We start from the raw sequence: 25,673 nt of genomic DNA, 5'->3' as shown, positions 1-25,673 counted from the left end.
CGCCCGGCTCACGCGGGTTCGACCACAAACACCAGGCTGGGCGGCCTGCCCGGAACGTCATCTAGCGTTCCGCTGCGGTGCATGCCGATTTTTTCCAGCACCCCGATGGAGGCCAGGTGGTCCGGCCGGACCACGGCCCAGACACGCTCGATGCCAGGCTGAGCGAACGCTGTCTGCAGTGCGAACCTGCCCAGTTCTGTCGCATATCCTTTGCCCCAGGCGTCGCTGGCGAAGCGATAGCCGATGTTGAGCCGCGACTCGCCCAGATAATCGTAATGACCCACGCCGCCAAAACCTGTGAGCCGGTGCGGCGCCGCCTTTTCCGCGATGGCCCACCAGCCGAAGCCGTGCTGCTGCCAGTGTTCGATCCATGTGCGGACGAGGGCATCGGCTTGCGCCATGGACGTCATCGGTCCGGCCGGGTTGAAGCGCTGGGTGTCGGGATCGCTGTAGATGTCGAACAGACGGGCGGCGTCGCCCGGTTCAGGAGGGCGGTAGATCAGGCGGTCACTTGAAACGGGCATGGTATCGGCTCGGCAGTGGCGTGGGTTCACGCCGCGCAGTATAAGCGGTGCGGATGCCCCGCGCCCGGCCGTATCGCCGGGCCTGATTGCCGCTCGGACTGCCAGCCGGATGCAGGCTCAGTGAAGAGGCCTCACAGTTTTTCGTGGGCCAGTTCGATGTCGGCCGGCGCGACCGGGCGAACGCCGCCTGCGCGGGTGATCGCATGCAGCACAACCCCGACGAGAAGCAGGGCACCGGCGCGCAGCCAGGTGTCCAGACTCTGCTGACTGAGCAGCAAAAGGCAAGAAGCGATACCCAGCACAGGCACCCAGGTCGGCACCCGAAAGTGCGGTGTCTGCACCTTGTCCTTGCGCAGCACCAGCACCGCCAGGTTGGTGCTGATGAACACGAAGAGCAGCAACAGCACGACGGTCTGCGCCAGCGTGGCCAGCGAGCCGGTCAGCGTCAGGATCACCGCCAGCACCGAGGTGACCAGGATCGCCACGCCGGGCGTGCGCCGCGTCGGCAGCACGTAGGTCAGCGGGCCTGGCAGCAAGCCCTGACGCGCCATGCCGTACGCCAGCCGACTGGACATGATCATCGTCAGCAGCGCGCCATTGGCCACGGCGACCAGGGCGATGAAGGCGAACAGACGTGGCGGGATGCCCAGCCCTGACGCTTTCACCACCTCCAGCAACGGCGCCGAAGAATGCAGTAATTGCTCGACAGGCATGACAGCCGCGGCGGCGATGGCCACGCCCATGTAGATGGCGCCGGCGATCAGCAGCGCACCGAACAGCGCTCGCGGATAGGTGGTGCGCACGTTGCGAATTTCTTCCGCCAGGTTGGCAGACGTTTCGAAACCGACGAACGAATAAAACGCCAGCAACGCTGCGCTGAGCACCGCGACGGCGGGGTCGATCCCGGCCTTGAACGTCATGGCCCTGCCAAGGTCCGCTTCACCCGAGCGGAAAAACCAGGCCGCTGCGAATATCACGATCAGCAGCCCGGAGATTTCAATCAGCGTCATGACCAGATTGGCCGACAGCGATTCCTTGATACCGCGCGCATTGAGCAGCGCGATCACTGCCAGAAACGCCAGCGCCGCGTAATGAGGCGAAACCTCGATGAACGGCGACAGGTAATCCCCCGCGAACGCCAGAGACAGGCCGGCGGCGCTGGTCACGCCCGCAGCGAGCATGCAGAAACCGACAAGAAACGAAATCAGCGGCGATCGGAACGCCTTGCCGGCGAACACCGCCGAAGCGCCAGCGTGAGGGTATTTGGTCACCAGCTCGGCATAGGAGCCTGCGGTCAGCAAGGCGAACAGCAAGGCAATGAGCAGCGGCACCCAGACCGCGCCGCCGACCTGGCCGGCGATGGTGCCCGCCAGCGCGTAAACGCCTGCGCCCAGCACGTCGCCGAGGATGAACAACAGCAACATCGGGCCTGAAACGGCCCGCTTGAGTGCTGATGAAGATTGACTGATTGCGCTCGCCATTGCTGCTCCTTGCCCTTTGTCTGGTCCGTGGTCGGGTGTCGCCGACGCGTTGCGCCTCACCTCACGGCTATTCAAAGGATCGTGGGGGCGCAAGAAGATTCAGGACATTTGTCAAACCCGGGACCACGGACTGTTTCGTCGCGGCCCAAGGCTATGGGCGAAGTGGCAGGCGTATTGCTGCAAAAAGATGACTGCTCGGCGCGGTGTGACCTATCTTTTCAACGGATCGACTGGCGACCACGGGCAGGGCGCCCACAGGCAGTGTTCTTTCAGAGGTTGAATATGGTCGGGCTTCGTGGGTGCAGAATCATGTGTATGGCGGTCACGTTGCTGGCGCTGCCCGGCGTCGTGCTGAGCGAGCCGGCGTGCGAACACCTGACAGCCACCGGCAACGCCGAGTACCCACCTTATCTGTGGCGCGATCCCCACGACCCCGGTCGCCTGATCGGTGCCAACGCCGACCTGATCAAGCATCTGGGCACGCTGTTGGGGCTGCGGATCGACGTCGTGTACGGCGGGCCGTGGTCTCGGGCGCAGGAAGAGGTGAGGGCAGGACGTATCGACATGCTCGCCGGGTATTTCCTCACGGCCGACCGTGAGCAGACGCTGAATTTCGTCAAACCGGCGTTCCTGTTCACGCCCAGCATGGTCTGGGTCAGGCGCGACGAGGTCTTCCCCTATAAGCAATGGTCTGACCTCACAGGGCGCAGCGGCGGAACGCTGGTCAACAACAGCTTCGGTCAGGCCTTCGATGATTACGCCAGGGCCAATCTGTCGCTCGAGGAGGTGCCCACCGCCAGCCAGGCGTTTCAGAAGCTCATCCTCAAACGCAACGATTACGTGATCTTCGAACAATTCCCCGGCATGGCGCTGGCCAGGAAGCTGGGCATTGAAGGCGATGTCGTTGCGCTCGAGCCGCCGATCAACAGCGAAGGGCTCTATCTGGCGCTGTCAGCCAAGGCGCCCTGCATCTCGGCGTCGCTGCGCAAACAGATCGGCAGCGAGATGCAGAAGATCGTCTCAAGCCCTCTGGCGCAGGATCTGGTGAAGGCCAATCTGGCGCTGTGGAACGCCCAGCAGCAGGCTGGTCTGAACCCTTGAAGCGCACCGACATGGCGTGGTTCAAGCACCTTCACGGTGCGCAGGATCCGCGTCGCGCAATGCCCCCTGAATCAAAACGGCAAATGATGCGATGGCGTCATCCATGCCATAGCGACCTCGAACCAACGCGCCCGCCAACGCTTCTCCCGCGCCGACCAGACCGGTGCAGCGTCGCTCCAGTTCATCTGCCGAAAACGCCGCATGGGGTTTCAGCACGGCCATGAACATTTGCACGCAGTTATCAAGCAACTCCTGGAAAACAGCGGCTTTCTCCTGACTGCCTGCCAGCGCGGCGCCCACCGCGTGGAACTCGTCGGTGTTGTCGGCCGCGCACTGGATGTAGGCGCTGGCCAGCACCTTTGCGGTCTCCTGCAGCGTCCGCGTGCCGTTGGACATGGCGTCACGGAAAGCCGCGACGCGTTCGGTATCGATCCATGTGTACAGCTCGATCAGCAGGCTGGAGCGCGTGGGGAAATGATCGTAGACCACCGGTTTGGAGACGCCGGCGCGGACCGCCAGATGGCCCAGCGTCAGCCGGTCTGCGTCTTCTCCGCGCACGATCAGCAGGGCGGTGTCCAGCAGCTGTCGCCGCCGCTCGGCTTTTGAAAGCCGCCGCGATGTTGGCTGGGCGGCGGTGTCGGTACTGTCTTCTCGCACGGCATGTGTCCCTGAATAATAAAACCTACCAATGGTAGGTTACGGTGCTGAAGGGGCGTGTTAGGGTGCCTACTAGTAGTAGGTTGTTATCCAGAAAACAAGGAGAACAGACGATGTCCTTGCATCCGATTCTACTGATGGGCGGTTCTGGCGCCATTGGCCACCAGACTGCACGGGCTTTGCGGGCCGTGTATCCGGACGTGCCGTTGCTGTTCGGCGGCCGCGACCTGAGCAAGGCCGAGCAGGCCGCCGCGCAGATAGGCGGCGCCGAAGGTGTGAAGATCGACGCTGGCGCAGACGATCTCGGCCTGGGCGAGCGTCGCATCAGCGGCGTCGTGGTCTTCTACATGGATCACGCCCTCGCGGGGCTGCGTTATGCGCAATCGCGCGGCGTCCCGCATTTGAGTATCTCTTCTGGCGTGTTCGAAATCGCACCGGAAATCGCCACCTACATGCACCGGCCTGACGCTGCCGCCATCGTGCTCGGCTACGAGTGGATGGTCGGCGCAACGACGGTCTCGACCCTTGAACTGGCGCGGGCGTTCGGTTGCGTCACTGACATCGCGATTCACGCGCTGGTCGACGAGCAAGACACGGGCGGCCCCACCGTCGCCAGCGATTTTGAGCACCTCAACCGCATGCTGCCTGCCGCGCTGACGCGTCGCGATGGCGTGTTCGGATGGCGCGAAGGGGAGCAGGCCAACGTCAGCTTTGACGCGGTGGACGGTACGCCGATCCAGGCGTCCGGATTTTCGTCCATCGACGTCACCGGCCTTGCTGCCGCGACCGGCGCCGCCAATGTGCAATTCAATCTGGCGACGGGGGTGAGTTCGAGCCGACGGCGGGGCGGGCCGATGTCCACCGAAATCATCATCGAACTGGCGGGTGAAGACCTTCAGGGCAAGCCGCTGAGCACGCGTCACGCGGTGGTGCACCCGGCGGGTGCCGCGGCGCTTACCGGCCTGAGCGTCGCCATGGTGCTGGAGCGTCTGCTGGGGCTGGACGGTCAGCCGGCAATGCCCGCGGGCCTGTATTTCCCCTATCAGGTATTGAACGCAGACAGGTTTCTCAAGCGTCTGACACAAGAAGGCGGAGAGCTGCGCGCGCTCTGAGCAATTGCTTCGTTGAGCACGGTCGGCACACTCGCTGGCCGTGACCCTTTGTCCAGTCGCTTTGAATGGCGCACGCCAGACCGCCTGCCACGCGCTGTCGATCGTGCCGATGCGAGAATTTTTTCAAGTTATTTCCTCACTTCCCATGCCCCCAGACGCCGCGCGCTGCAGGCCTGACAACCGGGCACGTTGTCGCAGGTCGCGGCCGCTCCAGCGGTTGTGCTGAATCGGTTCAACTGGCATAAAAGAAAAGGCGTCGGGCTGCAACACCCGGAAATACATGGGTGGCGGGTCGAGACAAGCCTTGTAACGAATGACCCGCACTGACGACACCGTGGCGAACGCGTCCTGTCATCCGATGCACCTGCCAATGCGGCAATCTGCGCTATCCAGCCTGCCTTTCAACCTCATAGAGGCCATTCATTCGGCGTGCCCAAACGCCGTGCTGCAAAAAAGGAACGGACCATTGAGCGATCAATCCACTCCGAACTCTTCACTCGCCAGACTCTGCGACAAAATCGGAATCCCTTACCCCATGTTCTGGGGCTTCGTCGGCCTGTTGATCTTCATGATCGGCGACGGCGTCGAACTCGGTTACCTGTCTCCCTTCCTCAGCCAACGCGGCATGCCCGGCGATGAAATCGCCATGGTGTTCACCCTCTACGGCGTCACCGTCGGGATCTCTTCCTGGCTCGCCGGCGCGCTTTCCAACATCTGGGGCCCCAAGCGGGTCATGTTTCTGGGCCTGATCATCTGGAGCGTGTTCGAGGTGCTGTTTCTCGTCTATGGCCTGCAGAAACTCAGCTACTCGATGATCCTGCTGACATACGGCCTGCGTGGCTTCGGGTATCCACTGTTCGCCTATGGCTTTCTGGTGTGGATCGCCGCGGCCACGCCGCCGCGCAAGATGGGCATGGCGGTCGGCTGGTTCTGGGTCGCGTATGCGGCGGGACTGCCGACGCTGGGTTCGCTGGTGGCGAGCATCAGCATCCCGCTGATCGGCGCGTTGCAGACATTCTGGCTGTCGTTCGGCCTGGTGGTCATCGGCGGCGCGATCGGCCTGATCGGCATGCGCGACGCCGCGGGCCTGCGTCGCCTGGCGCCGGAGGGGGAGCGGCCGATGGTGTCGATGGCCAAGAACATCACCATCATGTGGACGCGCCCGAAGGTGTCGCTCGCAGGGCTGGTGCGGGTCATCAACACCTCGTCGATGTTCGGCTTCCTGGTGGTCATGCCCGGTTTCTTCATGCACACCGTCGGCTTCACGCTGGAGCAGTGGCTGCGCCTGCTGACCATCGTGTTCGTGTTCAACATCATCGGCAATCTCACCTCCAGCGTGATCAGCACCCGGATCGGCTATCGCAACACCATCCTCTGGCTGGGCGCGGTGGGCAGCACGATCAGCACGCCGCTGTTCTTCTTCATGCCGCAGATGTTCCCCAATAACTTCCTCATCGCCTCGGTCTTTGGCGCGTTCTACGGCCTGACGCTGGCCTGCTTCGTGCCGCTCTCGGCACTGGCGCCGGCCCTTGCCCCGCAGAACAAGGCCGCCGCGCTCTCGGTGCTGAGCCTGGGTGCGGGGGCGTCCACTTGGGTGGGGCCGGCGGTGGTGGCGATTTTCAACGATCGATTCGGGCTTGAGGGCGTGGTCTGGGCGTTCTGTGGGCTGTATGCGCTGAGCGCGGTCATGACGGCGTTTCTGCGTGATCCAGAGCCGGTGCATGAGCCGATCCTCATCAAGATCAAACGCAAGATCAAAATCCGCGCACCGCGTCTGGACTACCGCTGGGCCCACGCCGAAGAGCCGAAATAGCCCGCTTCGGTCAATCCGGTCGAGCCCTGCGCGAAGAGGGCTTCGACCGCACGCCCGCGTCAGCGGCAGCGCGGGCAGCGGGTTCGGGCGGTGATTGAACGCTGGTCGGAAACGCTTCGCGGTAGAAGGTTTTCAGCGTGTCGATGAACTCCTCCGCGAGCCGGGTGCGGGCAGCCACGGGCGGCCAGATGACATAGGTCGGGAACAGGACGTCCGGCGCGAAGGGCCGGATCGCGATCTCGCGGTGACGGTAATCCTGAGCCACCAGCGGGTGGGCGAGGGTGATGCCCATGCCCAGCGCCACCATCTCGCAATTGATCGCGCTGTATTGCGCCTCGACCGCCATGACCCGCTCGACGCCCGCCTGTTCGAACAACCCGTCGACCAGCGAGCGCGTGCCATCGCCGTGGCAGAGCGAGACGAAGGTCTCGCCTTCGAGATCGGTGAAGGTGATCTGCTCGCGGCCTGCCAGCGGGTGAGTGGCGGGCAGAACGCACACCGCCGGAATCATCGCCAGCAACTCGATCTGTTCGCTGCTGACATCGCCGGGGTGGACCACGATGCCGATGTCGCAGAACTGCGATTTGACCCACTGCTCCACCGTCGGCGAGGAGTTCACGTGCAGCGACACCGTCAGTTCGGGTCGCGACTGGGTGAAGGTCTTCAAGACTTTGGGGATCACGCTGAGCCCGGTGGAAGGCACGGCCGCCACCCGTAAACGGCCGGTGCCGAGATTGCGGATATTCTTCGCCGACAGGCGCAGGCTGTCCATGCCGACATACGCGCGCTCGACTTCCTGGAAAAACGCCTGGCCCTCTTGCGTGGGGATCAGTCGCACCCCGGCACGCTTGAACAGCGTCAGTCCGGTGCTCAGCTCCAGCTGCGAAATGAGCCGGCTGACATTGGGCTGCGAGGTGTACAGCACCTCGGCCGCCGCGGTCATGGAACCCAGCCGCATGACGCTGCGGAACGCTTCGATCTGTCTCAGATTCATGCTGCCTTCCATATCAAATATGAATAACTAACCCGCATATCCGTATTTGACCATATGGGAGGGGCCTCGCAATACTCGGGTCAGCCATTCATAGCGCACATGAAGATGCGCCACCCCGCGATGGATTCGCCGGGAGCATGCGCCGTGCATGCATGGCTCCGGTTCAGGCCGGAGCGACTGACGCATTGTTCGATCTGCCCCATGCACTTCGGAGATAGTCTGTGATTAGCCTTAACTCGTCCCCCGCAGCACAGCCGTTTCGTCCTTTCAACCGTCTCGCCGTTGCCGTCACCCTGACGCTCGCCGGCCTGTGCAGCAGCCCGGCGTTCGCCGAACCCACGCTGTACGTCGCAGGCGTCGGCGGTTCCACCGAGCAGATGTACAAGACCAAGGTCATTCCGGCTTTCGAAAAACAGCACGACGTCAAAGTCGTCTACGTCGCCGGCAACTCCACCGAGACGCTGGCCAAGTTGCAGGCGCAGAAAGGCCGTCAGCAGATCAACGTGGCGATGATGGACGACGGTCCGATGTACCAGGCGTTGCAGATGGGCTTGTGCGAGAAGCTCAGCGACGCGCCGGTGTACAAGGATCTCTATCCGCTGGCGCGCTTGAGCCCTGAAGCCACCGGGATCGGCGTGGTCGCCACCGGCATCGGCTACAACGAGGAGGCTTTCAAAAAGCGGGGCTGGGCAGCACCGGACTCATGGGAAAACCTCACCGATCCGCGTTACCGGCAACTGCTGGGCATGCCCCCGGTGACCAACACCTACGGGTTGCACACGCTGGTTGAAATGGCCCGCCTGCGCGGTGGCGGCGAGAAGAACATCGACCCGGGTTTCAAGGCCCTGAAAGATGAGATCGGCCCGAACGTGCTCGCCTGGGTGTCGGCGCCGGGTGAGATGGACGGCATGATGCAGAACGGCGACGTGGTCATGGCGGTGTATGGCAGCGGGCGCGCCGTGGCATTGCAAGGCACCGGGTTCCCGCTGAAATTCATTTACCCCAAGGAAGGTGGAATCGCCCTTCAGATTGCCGCCTGCAGCGTGACGCCGAACGCCCAGTCGGAGCTGTCCCAGGCGTTCATCCAGTACGTGCTTTCGCCTGAGGTTCAGCAGATTCAGGCGCAGGAGAACGGCTTCGCCCCGGTCAATCAGACCGTCACCCTGACCCCCGAACTGGCCGCGCGGATGCCCTATGGTCCGGAGAAGGTCAACGCGCTGATCAAGGTGGACTGGGACACGATCAACCAGCAGCGCGGCGAGTGGACGACCCGCTGGAATCGCACCGTCGAGCGTTGATCGCGATGGCTGATCGTTGATCGGGCCTGGCCCGGTCACTCCGATAACCTTTCTGGAGACGCAGGTTCGCCTGCGTGGCACGCCCATGGCATTCCTCACACTCGAAGGCATCGTCAAAGAGTACGGCAGCTTCAAGGCCATTGACGGTCTGAATCTGGAAGTCCGGCATGGCGAATTCGTCGCCTTGCTCGGCCCGTCCGGCTGCGGCAAGACCACCACGTTGCAGTCGATCGCCGGTTTCGTGCAGCCCACCCACGGGCGAATCATCCTCGACGGCCGGGACATCACCCACGTGCGGCCTGAGCAACGCGGGCTGGGCATCGTGTTCCAGAGCTACGCGCTGTTCCCGCACATGACCGTTGCGCAGAACATCAGCTTCGGTCTGGAAATGCGCGGCGTGGCCAAAGCCGAGCGCGCCGCGCGGATCGACGAGGCGCTGGATCTGGTTCGGCTCGTCGGGCTCGGTGATCGTTACCCCAAGGCGCTGTCCGGCGGACAGCGTCAGCGCGTCGCCATTGCCCGGGCACTGGCCATCCGGCCGAACCTGTTGTTGCTCGATGAGCCGATGTCCAACCTGGACGCCAAACTGCGCGAAGAGATGCACATCGAGCTGCGGGCGATCCAGCGCGAGTTGGGCATCACCACGATTCTGGTGACCCACGATCAGGTCGAAGCGATGACCATGAGCGACCGCATCGCGGTGATGCAGAAGGGCCGGATCGTGCAGATCGACACGCCGTTCGAGGCCTACGAGCGGCCACATTCGCCATTCGCCTCGGCGTTTCTGGGCAAGACCAATGCCTTTGCCGGCGCCGTGCAACTGCGCAACGAACGCTGCTGCCACGTGCAGGTGCACGACACGCTGCTGCACGTGCCCCATGAAGATCGGTCGCTGGGCAACGACGTCAATGTCTACATCCGCCCGGAGAAAGTGCGCCTGACGGCAGTCGGCAGCGGTCGTCTGAGCGGGCGGATCCGTGTGCGGGTGTTCCTCGGCAATCTCTGGCTGATCGCTGTGGAAAGTCGTCTGGGGCTGGTGCACATGACTCAGCCGAACCTCGGCGCGCCGCCGCCGGAAGAGGGGACCGAGGTCGGTCTGGACTGGTCGGACGATGATCTGCGCCTGCTGGACCGGGAGGTCACCCATGGTCAGGTATGACGCCGAACGCGTGGGCGCTGCGCCCTGGATGTTGAGCGGGCCGGCGCTGCTGGTCTTCGGCGCGCTGCTGCTGGCGCCGTTGCTGCTCACTGCCGTGTTGTCGCTGAACCTGTTCAGTGACAGTGCCGGCGTCATGCCGGGCTACAGCCTGGGTAACTACGTGGAGGTTTTCCGCGACAGCTATTTCCACGAAATCTTTCTGCGCACTGGTGCCATGGCGCTGGCCGTGACGGTGCTCTGCGTGCTGCTCGGCATTCCGGAGACCATCATCATTGCGCGCATGGCGCCGCGCTGGCGTTCGCTGTTCTTGCTGGTGGTGCTCGGTCCGCTGCTCATTTCGGTGGTCGTGCGGACCCTCGGCTGGGCCATTCTGCTGGGCAACAACGGCCTGATCAATGATGCGCTGCAGGCGCTGGGCATCGTCGATCAGCCGGTGCGGATGCTGTTCACCCAGGTCGGCGTGATCATTGCGCTGACCCACGTGCTGGTGCCGTTCATGGTCATCGCGGTCTGGGCGACGTTGCAGCGCCTGGACTTGCAGGTCGAATGGGCCGGGCTGTCGCTGGGGGCATCGCGCCTTACGGTGTTCCGCCGGATCATCCTGCCGCAGATCATGCCCGGCGTGCTGTCGGGGTCGATCATCGTCTTCGCGCTGGCGGCGTCTGCCTTCGCCACGCCGGCGATCATCGGTGGCAGACGCTTGAAGGTGGTCGCGACGGCGGCTTACGACGAGTTCCTCGGCACCCTCAACTGGCCCCTCGGCGCCGCCATCGCGATGCTCCTGCTGCTGGCGAATCTGATCATCATTCTGGGTTGCAGCAAGCTGGCCGAGCGCCGCTTCAAGCAAGTGTTCGAGTAAACCGCCATGCACAAGAACGGATTTTTCTCGCTGTTTTTCCACACCGCGTTCGTCATCTTCATTGTCGCGCCGCTGGTGGTGGTGATCGCCATGGCGTTCACCAGCAAGGGCTACCTGTCATTGCCCACCGATGGCCTGTCGCTGCGCTGGTTCAGCGCGCTGCTCGACAATCAGGAAATGATCGACGCGTTCACGCTGTCGATCCGGCTCGGGCTGGCGTCGGCCACCCTGGCTGCGTTGCTGGCCATCCCGGCGGCGCTGGCGATCAGTCGCTACGACTTTCCGGGGCGCGGCGCGGTGACGGGTTTTCTGCTCTCGCCGCTGATGATTCCCTCGGTGGTGCTCGGCATCGCGTTTCTGCGTTTCTTTTCGCTGGCGCAGATCGGCGGGTCGTTCTGGGCGCTGACGCTGACCCACGTGATCGTCGTGTTGCCCTATGCGCTGCGCCTGACCCTTGCCTCGACCATCGGCCTTGAACGCGATATCGAGCAGGCCGCAATGTCGCTGGGCGCCAGTCGCTGGACGGCGTTCTACCGCGTGATCCTGCCGCGCATCCGCACCGGTGTCGTCGGCGGCTGGATGCTGGCGTTCATCCAGAGCTTCGACGAACTGACCATGACGGTGTTCGTCGCCACGCCCGGCACGACCACGCTGCCGGTGGCGATGTACAACCAGATTTCGCAGACCATCGATCCGTTGATCACGGCGGTTTCTACGGTGCTGATCATCGGCACGCTGCTGTTGATGCTGATACTCGACCGGCTGGTCGGACTTGACCGGGTTCTGATCGGAGAGGGCAAATGAAGCCGCATATGCAGGGCGACACACACTCGGACGTCATCGTCGTCGGTGGCGGGCTGGTGGGCACAGCCGTCGCGTACGGCCTGGCACGGCTGGGCACCGACACAGTGGTGCTCGATCAGGGCGACGACGCCTTTCGCGCCTCGCGAGGCAACTTCGGTCTGGTCTGGGTACAAGGCAAGGGCCACGACTTGCCGGATTATTCGCGCTGGACACGTTCGTCCGCGACGCGCTGGGCCGGGTTCGCCCAGGCACTGCTCGCGGACAGTGACATCGACGTTCAGCTCAGGCAGCCCGGCGGATTTCACATGTGCTTCAGCGACGAAGAACTGTCCGAACGCCAGTCGCGCCTGCAGTCCTTGCAGAACGCGCTGGGCGATTACCCCTTCCAGATGCTCGACGCCGCCGACCTGAAAGCGCGTCTGCCGCTGATCGGCCCGGCGGTGGTCGGCGCCAGTTACACGCCGCAGGACGGCCACGTCAATCCGTTGAAGTTGCTGCGCGCGCTGCACACCTCGGCGCAGGCCAAGGGCGCCCGGTTTCACAACGGCATGCAGGTGGAGCGGATCGACTGCGCGGCAGGCGAGTTCAGCGTCACGGCGGGCGGGCGCCGGTTCACCGCATCGCGCATCGTGCTGGCCGCCGGTCTTGGCAATCCCGGACTGGCGCATCAGGTCGGCCTGCACGCGCCTGTCGCGCCCAATCGCGGGCAGGTGCTGATCAGCGAGCGGGTCCGGCCGTTTCTCGATTACCCCACGATCAACGTGCGGCAGACCGACGAAGGCACGGTGCAGCTGGGCGACTCGATGGAAGAGGTGGGCTTCGATGACAGCACTTCCACCCAAGTGCTCGCGGCGATTGCCCGGCGCGGGGTGTCGACCTTTCCGCTGCTGCGTGACGTGCGCCTGATCCGCGCCTGGGGCGCCTTGCGCGTGATGAGCCCGGACGGCTTTCCCATTTATCAGCAATCGGCCGCTCATCCCGGCGCTTTCGTGGTGACCTGCCACAGCGGCGTGACCCTCGCCGCCGCCCACGCTCTGCGCATCGCTCCGTGGATCCTGGGCGGCGCGATACCTGATGAACTGGGCGTGTTTACCGGCGAGCGTTTTCTGACTGACAAGGTGTTTTCCCATGCGCACTGATCCGCTTTTCACACCGGTCGCCAGCGAGGTCAGCTCGACGCGCACCGTGGACCTGACCTTCAACGACCAGCCGCTCAATGTCCCGGCGGGCAGCAGCGTTGCTGCCGCGCTGCTGATGTCCGGCATCACCCGGTTTCGCGGCACGCCGGTGAGCGAATCGCCCCGTGCGCCGTATTGCATGATGGGCGTGTGCTTCGAATGCCTGGTGGAAATCGACGGCGTTCCCAACCGTCAGAGCTGCCTGATCGAAGTCGTCGACGGCATGCGCATTCGTTCGCAGGAAGGCGCCCGCGACCTGATTTTCCAACCGGTCAGCGTGCTGACTCTCGAGGTGCAGTCATGAGCGTTATCAACGTCGATGTCGCGGTGATCGGCGCGGGCGCCGCGGGCATGTCCGGGGCGGTGGCGCTTGCCGGTCTGGGCCTTGAGGTGGTTTTGCTGGACGAGCAGGGCAGTCCTGGCGGACAGATCTACCGCGGGATCACGCTGGCGCCGTTGTCCCGGCGCGACATGCTCGGCGCCGATTACGCCCATGGCAACACCCTGGCGCAGGCGCTGGCTTCGTCCACCGTGCGCTATGAAAAAGGCGCGGCGGTGTGGCAGGTGACCCGTGATCATCAGGTCAGTTATCTGCGCGACGGTCGCCTGCACACCTTGCAGGCCAAGGCGGTGCTGCTGGCGACCGGTGCGATGGAACGGCCTTTTCCGATTCCCGGCTGGACCTTGCCTGGCGTGATGAGTGCGGGTGCCGCGCAGATTCTGCTGAAGAGTTCCGGCCTTGCACCGTCCGAACCCGTGGTGCTGGCCGGTTGCGGCCCGCTGCTCTATCTGCTCGGCTGGCAGTACCTGCGCGCCGGCGTGCCGATCAAGGCACTGGTCGATACCACGCGGCCTGAAGATTACTGGCGTGCGCGTCGTCATCTGTTCGCCGCGTTGCGGGCCTGGCCTTATCTGCGCAAGGGCCTGGAGCTGATGCGCAGCCTGCGCAGCGCCGGCATCGCGCATTACACTGGAGCCGAGCAGCTGGCTGTCGAAGGCAGCGACGCGGCGAGCGCGCTGACGTTCAGCGTGGCCGGCAAACCCCGACGCATTCAGAGCCGCTGCGTGCTGTTGCATCAGGGCGTCGTGCCGAACATTCAGTTCAGCCAGTCGCTGCGGGCTCGACATGACTGGGACGACGAGCAGTTGTGTTTCAGCCCGGTGGTCGATGCCTGGGGCGAACTCGATGTGCCCGGCATCTTCGTGGCCGGTGACGGCGCCGGCATTGGTGGGGCTCAGGCGGCTGCGTTGCAGGGCGAACTGGCAGCGTTGGCGATCGCCGCACGGTTGCACCGCATCGATGAACAGCCGCGCGACGCCCGGGCTGCGGCCCTGCGCAGCGGTCTGGAAGCCAACCTCAGAATCCGGCCGTTCCTCGATGCGGTGTACCGCGCCAAAGACGAAAACCGTATTCCTGCGGACGAGGTCATGGTCTGTCGCTGCGAAGAAGTGACCGCAGGCGAGCTGCGCAAGTTCGTGGCGCTGGGCTGCTCGGGGCCGAATCAGGCCAAATCGTTCGGCCGCTGCGGCATGGGACCTTGCCAGGGGCGCCTGTGTGGCTTGACCGTGACCGAGGTCATCGCCCACGCGCGCGGCGTGTCGGCGCAGGACGTTGGCTATTACCGGATTCGCCCGCCGATCAAGCCGATCACCCTGGGAGAGCTTGCCGGTGAGTGAATCGAGCGCGCAGCAGCGTGACGTGCTGGTGATCGGTGGCGGCATTCATGGCCTGAGCACTGCGTTTCACCTGGCGCAGCGTGGGGTCAGCGTCACGGTTCTCGAGGCCGACTACTGCGCACGCCATGCTTCCGGGGTGAATGCTGGCGGGGTGCGCACCCTCGGGCGTCACGACGCTGAGATCCCGCTGGCATTGTCTTCCCGCGCACTCTGGCACCAACTCAAGCACACGCTGGGCGACGACGGCGGCTTCGTGCCGAGCGGCCAGTTGAAACTGGCGGAAAGCCAGGCCGAACTGGACGAGTGCCGCGCGCGGGTGCAGCACCTCCAGGCGCTGGGCTTCACTCACGAAACACTGATCGATGATCGGCAGGTGTTCGAGATCATTCCCACCGTGGCGCGGCACGTGGTCGGTGGCATCTGGGTCAAGGACGACGGCTACGCGGTGCCCTACAAAGCCGTCACGGCGTTTCGTCTGGCCGCCGAAAGGCTCGGCGTGCGGGTGCTCGAAGGCACGCCGGCGCGGCGCATCGAGCAACGCGGCAGCCGGTGGCACGTGGACACAGAGCGCGGCCTGTTCAGCGCCGAGCATCTGGTGATCACCGCAGGCGCATGGGCCAGTGAACTTGCGGCGCAGATCGGTGAGACGGTACCTGCCCATCCGGAGGGCCTGATGCTGATGGTCACCCACCGTGTCGCGCCGTTCTGCGGGCCGGTGCTGGGTGCGACCGGCCGCTCGCTGTCGTTCAAGCAGTTCGCCAACGGCACCGTGGTGATCGGCGGCAAACTCATCGGCTCGCTGGACTTTGCAGCGCGTCACGGCGAAGTCGACATGGCACGCCTGAGCACCAGCGCGCGCACCGTCACCGACCTGTTCCCGCACTTGAAGCATCTGGGCGTCAATCGCGTCTGGGCCGGCGTCGAAGCGTTCACCGCAGACGACCTTCCGGTCATTGGCGCCAGCCGCAAAGCCAGCAATCTCAGCTATTCGTTCGGTTTCTGCGGCAGCGGATTCCAGATGGGCCCCGGCACGGGCAAGCGTCTGGCCCAGCAGATTCTTGGCGAGCATTCGGACATTTCCCTGGACGCCTTCGACATCGGCCGCTTCGCCGCCATAGCCGGCGCGTCGGCCGCTTTTCCTCAACCCGCTGTTTCCATTCCCAACCCTCAGGAGTTCCCATGCTGGACATCACCCGAATCGAAACCAACCAACGCATGAGCCGTGTCGTGCAGTGCAACGGCTTTACCTTTCTGGGCGGGCAGACCGCCACGGACCGCACGCTGGACATCAAGGGCCAGACGGCGCAAGTGCTGGAGAAAATCGACAATTATCTGGCCAAGGCCGGCCTGGACAAGACACGCATCCTCAGCGCGCAAGTCTGGCTCTCGGACATCCAGGCCAATTTCGCAGGCATGAACGAAGTCTGGGACGCCTGGGCGCCGGAAGGGCATGCACCGGCGCGCGCGACCGTCGAGTCGCGACTGGCCGCGCCGGAATTGCTCGTCGAAATCACCGTTGTGGCGGCGGGCTGAGAGTCCCCGGGCAGCCCCGCCGCGCAGGGCTGCCCGTCTCCGACGTCGACGTCGACGTCGGGTCGATTCATCGGCCCGCTCGACGCCCTCCACAAATGACTGAACTGTTGCGCAGGTTCGGGGCCTCAACTTAACCCCAGCATGCGGAGACCGTCAGATGAACAACGATCAATTCAATCAATACGATGCCGAACGCCTTCACCAACGCGTCGCGGCCGAACTCGGCCTGACCCCGGACGAGCTGAAGACCTGGATGATCAACGACATCGAGCGCGTGACCGAAGGCGGCGAGGAAGTGGGCCACATGGTGGTGTTCCGCGAATCCACCCCGGCGGACATCCTCGACAAAGTCCAGCACAAGCAAAGCACGTTCACGGCCATGACCGGCGTGATCAAGCCTGACTGAACGGACGTCGGCCTCAGGGCGACAGCAGCGACGAAAACAGCTCTGACTGCGTGTTGATGCCCAGCTTGCTGTAGATGTGGCGGCGATGGGTCTTCACCGTGTCTACCGAAATCACCAGCAAGTCTGCGATGCGCTTGCTCGAATGGCCGCTGAGCATCAACTGACAGATATCGAACTCTCTGGGCGTCAACGTCGCGCGCAGGGTTTCCAGACCATGATGCGACGGCGTGCGCAGCGGTGCCTCGGCCTGCGGGCTGCGGGCAATGTGCTGGTCGATCAAGGCTTCCATCCACGGCTGAAACAGCGCCAGGTGCGCGACTTCATCGTTACTGATGGACGTGCGCGAGCCAAACGACAGACACACCAGGCGGCGTTCATCGATGCGGCAGTTGAACTGGATTTCGTCGGCCACCACGTTGAGGTGGAAGTAGCGCTGGTAATACTCGGTCTGCTCGAAGCAGTCGGGGGCCACGTCGCGCAACTGAAACAGCCCGCTTTGCGCCTGCTCGCAATTGACCCGGTAAAACGGATCGATCAGATAAATGCCGCGCAGGTAGTCCTGAAACAAGGGGTCCGGACCGCCATCCTCGGCAGGTGATTCGTCCAGCAGGTAAGGTCGCCCGTCCTCGAACAGCAGCGCGACCCAGTTATCGAAGTGCAAGACGTCGCTCACCCTTCTCACCACCGTCTGCCAGAAGTTCGGCTGGCCGATGGCGCCAATCAGAATTCCAAACGTTCGATGCCAGGCAATCTCCTGCAGCGTCGGCGTCATTGTCACTCCTTGGGATTACCCTTGATGTGTGATTACCCCTCGGGCGGCAGGCATTGATAATACCCTACGGAATGAGGCCGGCAGCAGCCGGAATTTTGTGGAGAGCCATGCATGAATGTAGAACTTGCCCAGGTCACCGGCCGCGACGGGGATGTGCCGTACAACCTTGCGCGCACCCTGGCGCTGATCGAAGGCTGTGCCAGCGACACCGAGCTTCTGGTGTTGCCGGAAACCTACCTCACGGGATTTCCTACCCGCGATAACGTCGCCCGCCTTGCCGAGCCGCTTGACGGGCCGATGATGGCGCAGGTCCATCAGGCGGCGAAGGCGCGTAACATCGCCGTCGCCGTGGGCTTCGCCGAGGTTCATGAGGGCCGGTACTTCAATACCACGGTGCTCATCACCCCCGAACACGGCGTCGCGCTGCATTACCGCAAGACGCATCTGTGGTCGGGCGAGCGCGATGTCTTCGAAGCCGGCGACCGGATGTCCACGGTGCTGTGGCGGGGCGTGCGTGTCGGCTTGCTGATCTGTTACGACATCGAATTCCCCGAACCTGCACGCGCACTGGGTCAACTGGGTGCGCAACTGCTGCTTGTCACCAACGGCAACTTTGATCCGTACGGGCCGACGCACCGCACCTGTGTAATGGCGCGGGCGTTGGAAAACCAGGCGTTTGCCGTGATGGTCAACCGCGTCGGCGCAGGCGATGACAACCTGGTGTTTGCCGGTGGCAGTGCGGTGGTCGACCCGTTCGGCGACCTGTTGGTGGAAGCCGGCCGTGACGAAGCCACCCTGCGACTGACCCTGGACATGAACCTGCTGGCCAAGGCCCGCGAGCCCTACATCTACGATCGCCATCAACGCATGCGCCTGCGTGGCGAGGTCATCGAAACCGGCGAGCGCCGCGACTTGCTGATTTCGCCCTGAGCCTGATGCCGTCGTTACCGAGCACCGCAGCGGGCGCGCCTTGCGCACGCTGCGTCGAATAATTACAAGCTGTTCACGCCTTGCCACTGCCCACTATCCGGCTCGCCTCGTGCGGACGACTAAAAACATCATCGGAGACGCTAATGGCTCATTTGAAACGCACGTTGTCACTCGGCACCCTGGTCATCTTCGGCGTAGGTCTGATGACCCCGATCATTGTCCTGGGCACCTTTGGCATTCTCGCGCAGTCCAGCGACGGGCACGTGCCCATGGCGTACCTCGCCGCGCTGGTGGCGATGCTCCTGACCGCCATCAGCTACGCGCACATGGCCAAGGCTTTCCCGGTGTCGGGCTCATCGTATACGTACGTGAGAAAAGCCATCGATGCCCGGCTTGGCTTCATGACCGGCTGGGCGATCCTGCTGGATTACCTGTTCCTGCCCATGGCGATCTGGCTGATCGGCACCGCGTACCTGAACTCGGCATTCCCGGCGGTGCCGCAGTTCATCTGGTTGTTGGCGTTCATCGCGCTGACGACGGTGATCAATATCCTGGGGTTGAAGATCGCCACGGCCGTAAACGTGCTGCTGTTGCTGGTGCAGGTGCTGATTCTCGCAGCCTTCATCGCGCTCTGCATTCACTACACCCTGGGAGATCCTTCCAGGCCACTGTTCACCCTGGCGCCGTTCGCCAGTGGCGGCGTGCAGTGGTCGATGATCATGAGTGGCGCGGCGATCGCCTGTTATTCCTATCTGGGTTTCGACGCCGTGAGTACGTTGACCGAGGAAACCCATGACCCGGAGCGCAACATGCCACGGGCGATTCTGTGGGTGACGCTGATTGGCGGGCTGATTTTCGTCGGCACTTCCTACGTGGTGCAGGTCGCTCAGCCCTCGCTGCAATTTGCCAATGTCGATTCGGCGGCGTACGAGATCGCGAAGAACATCGGCGGCGATGTCTTCGTGTCGATCTTCCTCATCGGCCTGGTGATCGGCCAGTTCACCTCGGGCATCGCTGCTCAGGCCAGCGGATCGCGCCTGCTTTACGTGCTGGGTCGGGACTCGGTCTTGCCCAAGGGCTTCTTCGGCTACCTGTCGCCACGCTTCGGCACGCCGGTCGGCTGCATCCTGCTCAGCGCGGTGGTTGCATTACTGGCGCTGAAGATGGACGTGACGACCTCGACCTCGTTCATCAACTTTGGCGCGTTTCTGACCTTCATCCTGGTCAACCTTTCAGTCATCTTCCATTACTGGATCGGGCAAAAGCGACGCGGCCTCAAAGCGCTGGTTCTTTACGTCCTGTTGCCGCTGGCGGGGATGGCGGCGGACCTGTGGCTGATGTTCAGCCTGGACGCCAACGCCGTCGAACTGGGCCTGTCGTGGTTGGCCATCGGCTTCGTTTATCTGATCTACCTGACCGGTGGGCTGCGCCGTCAACCGCCGGAGCTGACGCTGGAAGACGCCATCTGAGAAAATACAGTCGGGCGGTAGGTCGGTGCTGACCGCTTACCGCCCGCGTGGTGCGGATGCGACCGGACGAATGCGCAGGTTCAGTGACAGGGTGTCGACTGACCTGCGCATTTGTCTTTTCATGCGTCTGCGAACAGAGCGCTGAGGTTTCTTGCGGCTTTGTCGAACGCCAGCTTCATCGCTTCGATCACTTCATCGTCGTGCTCGAACGAGATGTAAATGCGCCCATAAGGGGAGGGCATCATCAGGACACCGGCCTCGCGCAGGGCCAGGTGCAGGGCTTTGCTGAAGGCAGGATTGGCAATACGCGATGCCTGTTCGTAGGTAACCGGTGCAGTCGCGGCACGCCAGATGCCGAAAACATTGCCATAGCCGCTGGTGGTCACCGTGATGCCTTGGGCTTTGAAAAGGCTTTCCACGGCGGCACGCAACGCTTCACCCCGGCGGATCAGTTGCGCATAGTCGCTCTGATCCAGTAACGCCAGGGTGCTGCTCACCGCAGCGCAGGCCAGCGGGTTGCCACTGAAGGTTCCCCCCCGGGCCACGCGACCTTCCTCGAATCCCGCAAGGATGTGCGGCTTGCCGACCACTGCTGAGACCGGCACGCCATTGCCGATGGCCTTGCCGACGCTGGCCAGGTCAGGGTCCAGTCCGTCCAGCAGTCCGGCCAGGCCAGCGTGCAGGCGAAAGCCCATCAGCACTTCATCGCAGATCACCAGGGCACCGTGTGCGTGGGCGATCGCCTGTACGTGTTTCAGGTAACCCGGCAGCGGCATGATGCACCCGGCGTTCGCCAGCATCGGCTCCAGTATCACCGCGGCAATGTCGGCGTCCTCGGCGAACAGCCGCTCGACATCATCGAAGTCGTTGAAGCGCAGCAAGGTCGTGCGTGGGGTGGAAGGGCGTTCGCCGTCTGCGAAATGCGCCTCGTCCGAGGTCACGTTGCCGAAACTCACGTCGTCGAACCAGCCATCGAAACCGGCGGCCATCTTGGCGATCTTGCCGCGACCGGTGTAAGCGCGCGCCGCCCGACACGCCAGGTGCACCGCTTCGCTGCCGGAGTTGGTGAACATCACTTTCGTCAACTGGCCGGTGTGCGCCGCCAGTGCCGTGGCGGCCGCATGTTCGCGCACGTGAGCCCAGGAGGGCGCTGCGCTGTCGCCGAGCGCCTCGGTCACCGCAGCGTTGACCCTGTCATCGGCATGGCCGAGCAATACCGCGCCAAAGCCCAGCGCGGTGTCGATATACCGGCGCCCGTTGTCGTCCCAGAGCCAGGCGCCCTTGCCCTTGCGAATGAACAGTTTCTCGCCGTTCAGCTCCGGCAGGATGCGCGCGGCACTGGATACATCGCCCACTAGATTAGCCATTCTCAACCTCTGAAATCCGGACAGTAGTGCGCCGTCCGGGAATGGCCCGGAAGGCAGCATGTGATGTTGCAATGCGTCCCGAGGGACGCGATTACCGATTTATTGTTGTTTGACCTTGAGCTTCTCATTGCGCCGGCGCAGCACCTCCAGCGTCAGCAGCATCAGCACGGACAGCACGACCATGATGGTGGCGACCGCGGCAATGTTCGGGCTGATGTTTTCCCGAATGCCGGCAAACATTTGCAGCGGCAGGGTGCGTTGTGAGGGGCTGGCGAGGAACAGCGTCACCACCACCTCATCGAACGAGGTGGCGAAGGCGAACAGCCCGCCTGAAATGACCCCCGGCGCAATCAACGGCAGCACTACCCGGAAGAACACCGTCAGCGGCGGTGCGCCAAGGCTGGCCGCCGCGCGACTGAGGTTGGTGTTGAAGCCCTGCAGGGTGGCGTTGACGGTGATGACCACGAACGGCACGCCGAGCATGGCGTGGGCCAGCACCAGGCCCAGGTAGCTGTTGAGCAACTGCAGTCTGGCGAAGAAGAAATACAGCCCGACCGCGACGATGATCAACGGCACGATCATCGGCGAGATCAGAAAAGCCATGACCACGCTCTTGAAGCGGAAGTTGCCACGACACAGACCCACCGAGGCCATGGTGCCGAAAATCATGGCCAGCAGGGTCGCGCCCGGGGCGATGATGAAGCTGTTGCTGAACGCTTGCCGCCACTCCGCGGAGGCCATCAACTCCTGATACCAGCGCAAGGAAAACCCGTCCATGGGGTAGGTGAGGAACGAGGATGCGTTGAACGACAGCGGAATGATCACCAGGATCGGCACGATCAGAAACAGCAGGATCAGAATCGAGGCAGACACCAGCCCAAAACGGGCGAGTTTTTCGGCAGGGGATGCGTAGGGTTGCAGCATGTCGATTACCTCGCCTGAGTCGTGTTGGTGAGCTTGCCGTAAACACCGTAGAGCAACAGGGTGGCGATCAGCAGCAGGCTGCCCAGGGCGGAAGCCATGCCCCAGTTCACGGTTTTATTGGTGTAGAACGCGACGAAATAACTGACCATCTGATCGGCCGCGCCGCCGACCAGCGCCGGGGTCACGTAATAGCCGATGGCGAGGATGAACGTCAGCAGTCCGCCGGCGGCCAGTCCTGCAAAGGTCTGCGGCACGTACACGCGCCAGAACGCCACGAACGGGTGCGCGCCCAGCGAAATGGCCGCACGCACGTAATTGGACGGGATGCTTTTCATCACGCTGTACAGCGGCAGGATCATGAACGGCAACAGCACGTGGGTCATGGCGATGATCACGCCGGTGCGGTTGAACACCAGTTGAAGAGGGGAATCGACGATGCCGAAGAACATCAGCGTGCGATTGATCAGCCCGTCCGATTGCAGCAGCACGATCCACGCCGCCGTGCGTACGATCAACGAGGTCCAGAACGGCAGCAGCACGCAGATCATCAGCAGATTGCTTTTGCCTTCCGGCAGCGTCGCCAGCCAGTACGCGACGGGAAACCCGAGCAGCAGGCAGAGCACCGTGACGATGGCGCCGATGTAGAACGTACGGGCGAAGATATCGACGTAGATCGACTGGTTGGCATCCGCCTTGACGAGGCTGCCCGAGGCTGGGTCGATGCGATGATCGAGCGAGGCCAGCAGGTAATAAGGCGTCAGTTTGGCCGAAGCCTGTTTGAGGGCCTTCCAATAGGTAAGATCGCCCCAGGCTTTGTCGACGTCGATCAGGGCCTGGCGTTTCGACGCGACGTTTTCATCTGGCAGCTTGCGCAACGTCTTGGTGATGACCGCGCGGTAGTCGGGAATTTCATAGCTCAGGCGTTTGCTCAGCGCCAGGATCTGACCGTTTTCCCTGGCGTCGGCCAGGTCCTTGATCAGCGCGGCGTAGGTGCTTTCATCCGGCAGGGCATGGCCCTTCCATGCGCTCAACGCGGTAGTGGTGGCCGGCATGGCCAGGTTCACGTCAGGGTTGTCGACACTGCGACTGAGCATCGTGCCGATCGGGAACGCGAAGCACACCAGCACAAACAGAAACAGGGGGGCGATCAACGCCAGGGATCTGAACGTATACGCGCGTCGGGACCGTTTCAGCTTCGCCATCAGGTCGGCGCTGTCCTCGTCGTGCTGCAGCACAATGGCGCTCTGGCTCATGATCGGCGCCTCAGTGAGCAAGGACGTCGAGCGCACGGATGTGCTCGGGCGCCCATGCAAGGGAAATGCTGCTGCCCACGGTCCAGCCGGGGTCCATCCGGGTCGCTGGCAGCTTGATCATGAAGTCGGGCTGGCCGGCGATTTCGGTGATCATGCGCACGTGGTCGCCCAGGTAGATGTATTCGCGAATGCGCGCGGTCAACGGCGTGCTGCCGGCGGGGCTGACGAGGACCCGCTCAGGGCGGATGCACAGGGTCACGGACTCACCCGGCTTCGCTGCGGTGACGGTGATGGCCTGCACCACGCTGCCGTCCTTTAGGCGTACGCTGGAGTGGCTGGCATCCTGCGCAAGCACGGTGCCGTTGAGCGTGTTGTTCTCGCCGATGAATTGCGCGACGAAGGTTTTCGTCGGGTTTTCATAAATGGCGGCGGGGCTGTCGATCTGCTGGATCACGCCATCGTTGAACACCGCCACACGGTCGGACATCGTCAGCGCTTCGCTCTGATCATGGGTGACGTACACCACGGTCAGGCCCAGCTGTTTGTGCAGGTGTTTGATCTCCAGCTGCATGTGTTCGCGCAGCTGCTTGTCCAGCGCGCCGAGCGGTTCGTCCATCAGCACCAGCTTGGGCTCGAAGACCAATGCGCGAGCCAGCGCGACACGTTGCTGCTGACCGCCGGACAATTGCGCCGGATAACGCTTGGCGAAGGCTTCAAGCCTGACCATGTCCAGCGCGCGACGGACTTTTTCCGCACGCTCGATGCGGTTCATCTTGCGCACCGACAGCGGAAACGCGAGGTTTTCCTCGATGGTCATGTGCGGAAACAGCGCGTAGTTCTGGAACACCATGCCGATGTCGCGCTTGTGCGGCGGCAGGTTATGCAACGGCTTGTCTTTGAGAAATATCTCGCCCTGCGTGGGCGTTTCGAACCCGGCGAGCATCATCAGGCTGGTGGTCTTGCCTGAGCCGGAGGGACCGAGCAGGGTGACGAACTCGCCTTCCTTGATGTCTAGGTTGAGGTCTTTGACGACAGGTCGGAAGCCGTCGTAGGTCTTTTGAATGTTCTTGAAACTGACCAGATGTTGCATGTCGCGGCCTCATTCAGGGAGTAGGCAGGGTCTGTCGTCGCTGCTCATCTGCCTGTTCCCGCAAAATGAAGAGCAATCCGAGGTCGCACTTCGCGAGCGACGCGAGGTGGCAATCCTTCAAGTGTGAAGCCGCCGCCCTGAAACGGGCGGCGGCGAATCGAGCGTTACTTCTGCGCGATCCAGGCGTTGAAACGCTCGGTCAGCGACTCGGTGTTGTCGACCCAGAACTCGACGTCCAGCGGCAGCGCAGCGGCGAGGTTGTCCGGAGTGGTGGGAAGATCGGCCTTCAGGTCCGCAGGCACCAGGTCATTGGCTTTCTTGTTGGGCAAGCCGTAGGCAATGAACTTCGGCAGTTTCGACAGGTTTTCCGGCTTGCTTGCAAACGCAATGAAGTCCATCGCGGCGGCCTTGTTCTCGCTGCCCTTGAGCACGGTCCAGGAGTCGATCGCCGAGACACTGCCGTTCCAGAGGAACTGGAAGTGCTTGCCTTCGTTGCGGTTGAAGCCGGTGATGCGACCGTTGTAGGCCGAGCTCATGACCACGTCGCCGGCGGACAGCATCTGCAGCGGCTGGGCGCCGGCTTCCCACCAGACGATGCTGGATTTGATGCTGTTCAGCTTGTTGAAGGCGCGGTCGACGCCTTCGGGCGTGCGCAGCACCTTATACACGTCTGCAGGCTTCACGCCGTCCGCGATCAGGGCGAATTCCAGGGAGTATTTCGGGCCTTTGCGCAGGCCACGTTTGCCGGGGAATTTGCGGGTGTCGAAAAAGTCGGCCCACGAGGTCGGCGCGGTTTTCAGTTTGTCGGCGTCCCAGGCCACGCCGGTGTTCCACACGATGGCGCCGACCCCGCAATCGTTTACCGCTTCAGGAATGAAGTCGGCCTTGTTGCCGATCTTTGCCCAGTCGATTTTTTCATAGAGCCCGGAATCGCAACCCAGCGCGAGGTCCTCGGCCTCGACTTCGACAACGTCCCAGTTCGGGTTGCCCACTTTCACCTTGGCGTCGAGCACTCCAACGCCACCGTCCCAGCTCTGGTCGAGGACTTTCTTGCCGGTCTGCTCGCCAAACGGTTTGAAGAAGATCTCCCGCTGTGCGTCCTGGAAGTTTCCGCCCCAGGACACGATGGTCAGGTCGCGAGCGCTTGCAGACTGGGCAACGGCCAGCCCGGCAACGGCAAACGCGAGAGCGGCTAGAGCGTGGCACGGCTTGTGCTTCTTGTGCATTTGAAACCTCGACGCAGATGATGTGTGTGTGGGTGGTAAAAATATT

At 63.2% G+C, this 25,673-nt stretch carries 25 protein-coding genes; 15 read left to right on the top strand and 10 right to left on the bottom strand.

The genetic code is table 11. The annotated features are described in order from the left end of the window. Positions 1-8: 8 nt before the first annotated feature. Both QRN36_RS10715 and QRN36_RS10710 read right to left on the bottom strand, forming a co-directional pair. A complete protein-coding gene (locus QRN36_RS10715; RefSeq protein ID WP_285424049.1) occupies positions 9-524 on the bottom strand; it encodes a GNAT family N-acetyltransferase in 516 nt (171 codons plus the stop codon). A 131-nt stretch (positions 525-655) separates the two neighbouring features. Next, positions 656-2,005, bottom strand: a complete 1,350-nt coding sequence (locus QRN36_RS10710) for an APC family permease (RefSeq protein WP_285424048.1) — start codon at positions 2,003-2,005, stop codon at positions 656-658. A gap of 315 nt (positions 2,006-2,320) precedes the next feature. Between QRN36_RS10710 and QRN36_RS10705 the strand changes: the two genes are divergently transcribed. Beyond that, the gene (locus tag QRN36_RS10705) at positions 2,321-3,106 is read left to right on the top strand and encodes a substrate-binding periplasmic protein (protein WP_373568728.1); all 786 of its coding nucleotides are present in this window, start codon (positions 2,321-2,323) and stop codon (positions 3,104-3,106) included. Positions 3,107-3,127: 21 nt separating this feature from the next. Here the strand turns inward: QRN36_RS10705 and QRN36_RS10700 are convergent, their stop codons facing one another. After that, positions 3,128-3,763 (bottom strand): TetR/AcrR family transcriptional regulator, encoded by a 636-nt coding sequence (locus QRN36_RS10700; protein WP_285424046.1) that lies wholly within the window; start codon positions 3,761-3,763, stop codon positions 3,128-3,130. Between the two features lie 113 nt (positions 3,764-3,876). On the opposite strand from QRN36_RS10700, the gene QRN36_RS10695 reads away from it, so the two are divergent. Then, positions 3,877-4,875, top strand: coding sequence for an NAD(P)-dependent oxidoreductase (locus tag QRN36_RS10695; RefSeq protein WP_285424045.1), 999 nt, complete (start codon positions 3,877-3,879; stop codon positions 4,873-4,875). 466 nt (positions 4,876-5,341) lie between these two features. Then, positions 5,342-6,688 (top strand): MFS transporter, encoded by a 1,347-nt coding sequence (locus QRN36_RS10690; protein WP_285424044.1) that lies wholly within the window; start codon positions 5,342-5,344, stop codon positions 6,686-6,688. A gap of 10 nt (positions 6,689-6,698) precedes the next feature. On the opposite strand, the gene QRN36_RS10685 is transcribed toward QRN36_RS10690, so the two are convergent. Then, positions 6,699-7,682, bottom strand: coding sequence for a LysR substrate-binding domain-containing protein (locus QRN36_RS10685; RefSeq protein WP_285424043.1), 984 nt, complete (start codon positions 7,680-7,682; stop codon positions 6,699-6,701). Between the two features lie 221 nt (positions 7,683-7,903). Here QRN36_RS10685 and QRN36_RS10680 point away from each other — a divergent pair, with 221 nt between their 5' ends. From QRN36_RS10680 to QRN36_RS10635, 10 genes are all read left to right on the top strand, one after another. Then, a complete protein-coding gene (locus QRN36_RS10680) occupies positions 7,904-8,980 on the top strand; it encodes an ABC transporter substrate-binding protein (RefSeq protein WP_285424041.1) in 1,077 nt (358 codons plus the stop codon). Positions 8,981-9,065: 85 nt separating this feature from the next. Then, positions 9,066-10,139, top strand: coding sequence for an ABC transporter ATP-binding protein (locus tag QRN36_RS10675; RefSeq protein ID WP_285424040.1), 1,074 nt, complete (start codon positions 9,066-9,068; stop codon positions 10,137-10,139). Beyond that, the gene (locus QRN36_RS10670; protein ID WP_285424039.1) at positions 10,126-10,998 is read left to right on the top strand and encodes an ABC transporter permease; all 873 of its coding nucleotides are present in this window, start codon (positions 10,126-10,128) and stop codon (positions 10,996-10,998) included. Before QRN36_RS10675 ends, QRN36_RS10670 begins: the two co-directional genes overlap by 14 nt. A 6-nt stretch (positions 10,999-11,004) precedes the next feature. After that, entirely contained in the window at positions 11,005-11,802 is a 798-nt protein-coding gene (locus QRN36_RS10665) for an ABC transporter permease (RefSeq protein WP_093458330.1), read from the top strand. Then, positions 11,799-12,941 (top strand): FAD-binding oxidoreductase, encoded by a 1,143-nt coding sequence (locus QRN36_RS10660; protein WP_285424038.1) that lies wholly within the window; start codon positions 11,799-11,801, stop codon positions 12,939-12,941. The genes QRN36_RS10665 and QRN36_RS10660 overlap by 4 nt, the downstream gene beginning before the upstream one ends. Next, entirely contained in the window at positions 12,931-13,284 is a 354-nt protein-coding gene (locus tag QRN36_RS10655; RefSeq protein ID WP_285424037.1) for a (2Fe-2S)-binding protein, read from the top strand. The genes QRN36_RS10660 and QRN36_RS10655 overlap by 11 nt, the downstream gene beginning before the upstream one ends. Next, the gene (locus QRN36_RS10650; protein WP_285424036.1) at positions 13,281-14,657 is read left to right on the top strand and encodes an NAD(P)/FAD-dependent oxidoreductase; all 1,377 of its coding nucleotides are present in this window, start codon (positions 13,281-13,283) and stop codon (positions 14,655-14,657) included. Before QRN36_RS10655 ends, QRN36_RS10650 begins: the two co-directional genes overlap by 4 nt. After that, on the top strand, positions 14,650-15,876 hold the full coding sequence (locus QRN36_RS10645) for an FAD-binding oxidoreductase (RefSeq protein ID WP_285424035.1): 1,227 nt from the start codon (positions 14,650-14,652) through the stop codon (positions 15,874-15,876). The genes QRN36_RS10650 and QRN36_RS10645 overlap by 8 nt, the downstream gene beginning before the upstream one ends. After that, on the top strand, positions 15,840-16,190 hold the full coding sequence (locus QRN36_RS10640; protein ID WP_373568732.1) for a RidA family protein: 351 nt from the start codon (positions 15,840-15,842) through the stop codon (positions 16,188-16,190). The genes QRN36_RS10645 and QRN36_RS10640 overlap by 37 nt, the downstream gene beginning before the upstream one ends. A 157-nt stretch (positions 16,191-16,347) precedes the next feature. Continuing rightward, on the top strand, positions 16,348-16,596 hold the full coding sequence (locus QRN36_RS10635; RefSeq protein WP_093458335.1) for a hypothetical protein: 249 nt from the start codon (positions 16,348-16,350) through the stop codon (positions 16,594-16,596). Between the two features lie 13 nt (positions 16,597-16,609). Here the strand turns inward: QRN36_RS10635 and QRN36_RS10630 are convergent, their stop codons facing one another. Further along, positions 16,610-17,368, bottom strand: a complete 759-nt coding sequence (locus QRN36_RS10630) for a helix-turn-helix transcriptional regulator (protein ID WP_285424033.1) — start codon at positions 17,366-17,368, stop codon at positions 16,610-16,612. A 111-nt stretch (positions 17,369-17,479) separates the two neighbouring features. Between QRN36_RS10630 and QRN36_RS10625 the strand changes: the two genes are divergently transcribed. Together QRN36_RS10625 and QRN36_RS10620 are read left to right on the top strand one after the other, a co-directional pair. After that, positions 17,480-18,298 (top strand): carbon-nitrogen hydrolase family protein, encoded by an 819-nt coding sequence (locus tag QRN36_RS10625; protein ID WP_285424031.1) that lies wholly within the window; start codon positions 17,480-17,482, stop codon positions 18,296-18,298. 143 nt (positions 18,299-18,441) lie between these two features. Then, positions 18,442-19,767 (top strand): APC family permease, encoded by a 1,326-nt coding sequence (locus QRN36_RS10620; protein ID WP_285424029.1) that lies wholly within the window; start codon positions 18,442-18,444, stop codon positions 19,765-19,767. A gap of 119 nt (positions 19,768-19,886) precedes the next feature. Here QRN36_RS10620 and QRN36_RS10615 read toward each other — a convergent pair whose 3' ends face one another. The 5 genes from QRN36_RS10615 to QRN36_RS10595 form a co-directional block, all read right to left on the bottom strand. Beyond that, positions 19,887-21,134, bottom strand: coding sequence for an aspartate aminotransferase family protein (locus QRN36_RS10615; protein WP_285424027.1), 1,248 nt, complete (start codon positions 21,132-21,134; stop codon positions 19,887-19,889). Between the two features lie 99 nt (positions 21,135-21,233). Continuing rightward, a complete protein-coding gene (locus QRN36_RS10610; protein ID WP_093458340.1) occupies positions 21,234-22,058 on the bottom strand; it encodes an ABC transporter permease in 825 nt (274 codons plus the stop codon). A gap of 5 nt (positions 22,059-22,063) precedes the next feature. Continuing rightward, positions 22,064-23,311 (bottom strand): ABC transporter permease, encoded by a 1,248-nt coding sequence (locus QRN36_RS10605; protein WP_373568727.1) that lies wholly within the window; start codon positions 23,309-23,311, stop codon positions 22,064-22,066. A gap of 10 nt (positions 23,312-23,321) precedes the next feature. Then, complete coding sequence (locus tag QRN36_RS10600; protein WP_093458342.1) at positions 23,322-24,401, bottom strand: ABC transporter ATP-binding protein; 1,080 nt, start codon at positions 24,399-24,401, stop codon at positions 23,322-23,324. Positions 24,402-24,565: 164 nt separating this feature from the next. Next, the gene (locus tag QRN36_RS10595) at positions 24,566-25,627 is read right to left on the bottom strand and encodes an ABC transporter substrate-binding protein (protein WP_285424026.1); all 1,062 of its coding nucleotides are present in this window, start codon (positions 25,625-25,627) and stop codon (positions 24,566-24,568) included. Between the last annotated feature and the right edge of the window lie 46 nt (positions 25,628-25,673).

The sequence above is a fragment of the Pseudomonas sp. efr-133-TYG-103a genome, from assembly GCF_030209235.1.
Classification (GTDB): Bacteria; Pseudomonadota; Gammaproteobacteria; order Pseudomonadales; family Pseudomonadaceae; genus Aquipseudomonas.
Note: the sequence above shows the minus strand (reverse complement) of the source record. Positions and strands in the feature narration are given on the sequence as shown.

Excerpts from the sequence above, each read along its gene's own strand:
- QRN36_RS10595 (WP_285424026.1), bottom strand. The coding sequence starts at position 25,627 with ATGCACAAGAAGCACAAGCCGTGCCACGCTCTAGCCGCTCTCGCGTTT.
- QRN36_RS10715 (WP_285424049.1), bottom strand. The coding sequence starts at position 524 with ATGCCCGTTTCAAGTGACCGCCTGATCTACCGCCCTCCTGAACCGGGC.
- QRN36_RS10655 (WP_285424037.1), top strand. The coding sequence starts at position 12,931 with ATGCGCACTGATCCGCTTTTCACACCGGTCGCCAGCGAGGTCAGCTCG.
- QRN36_RS10635 (WP_093458335.1), top strand. The coding sequence starts at position 16,348 with ATGAACAACGATCAATTCAATCAATACGATGCCGAACGCCTTCACCAA.
- QRN36_RS10650 (WP_285424036.1), top strand. The coding sequence starts at position 13,281 with ATGAGCGTTATCAACGTCGATGTCGCGGTGATCGGCGCGGGCGCCGCG.
- QRN36_RS10605 (WP_373568727.1), bottom strand. The coding sequence starts at position 23,311 with ATGAGCCAGAGCGCCATTGTGCTGCAGCACGACGAGGACAGCGCCGAC.
- QRN36_RS10610 (WP_093458340.1), bottom strand. The coding sequence starts at position 22,058 with ATGCTGCAACCCTACGCATCCCCTGCCGAAAAACTCGCCCGTTTTGGG.
- QRN36_RS10685 (WP_285424043.1), bottom strand. The coding sequence starts at position 7,682 with ATGAATCTGAGACAGATCGAAGCGTTCCGCAGCGTCATGCGGCTGGGT.
- QRN36_RS10695 (WP_285424045.1), top strand. The coding sequence starts at position 3,877 with ATGTCCTTGCATCCGATTCTACTGATGGGCGGTTCTGGCGCCATTGGC.
- QRN36_RS10705 (WP_373568728.1), top strand. The coding sequence starts at position 2,321 with ATGGCGGTCACGTTGCTGGCGCTGCCCGGCGTCGTGCTGAGCGAGCCG.
- QRN36_RS10625 (WP_285424031.1), top strand. The coding sequence starts at position 17,480 with ATGAATGTAGAACTTGCCCAGGTCACCGGCCGCGACGGGGATGTGCCG.
- QRN36_RS10660 (WP_285424038.1), top strand. The coding sequence starts at position 11,799 with ATGAAGCCGCATATGCAGGGCGACACACACTCGGACGTCATCGTCGTC.
- QRN36_RS10620 (WP_285424029.1), top strand. The coding sequence starts at position 18,442 with ATGGCTCATTTGAAACGCACGTTGTCACTCGGCACCCTGGTCATCTTC.
- QRN36_RS10615 (WP_285424027.1), bottom strand. The coding sequence starts at position 21,134 with ATGGCTAATCTAGTGGGCGATGTATCCAGTGCCGCGCGCATCCTGCCG.
- QRN36_RS10675 (WP_285424040.1), top strand. The coding sequence starts at position 9,066 with ATGGCATTCCTCACACTCGAAGGCATCGTCAAAGAGTACGGCAGCTTC.
- QRN36_RS10665 (WP_093458330.1), top strand. The coding sequence starts at position 11,005 with ATGCACAAGAACGGATTTTTCTCGCTGTTTTTCCACACCGCGTTCGTC.
- QRN36_RS10630 (WP_285424033.1), bottom strand. The coding sequence starts at position 17,368 with ATGACGCCGACGCTGCAGGAGATTGCCTGGCATCGAACGTTTGGAATT.
- QRN36_RS10670 (WP_285424039.1), top strand. The coding sequence starts at position 10,126 with ATGGTCAGGTATGACGCCGAACGCGTGGGCGCTGCGCCCTGGATGTTG.
- QRN36_RS10600 (WP_093458342.1), bottom strand. The coding sequence starts at position 24,401 with ATGCAACATCTGGTCAGTTTCAAGAACATTCAAAAGACCTACGACGGC.
- QRN36_RS10710 (WP_285424048.1), bottom strand. The coding sequence starts at position 2,005 with ATGGCGAGCGCAATCAGTCAATCTTCATCAGCACTCAAGCGGGCCGTT.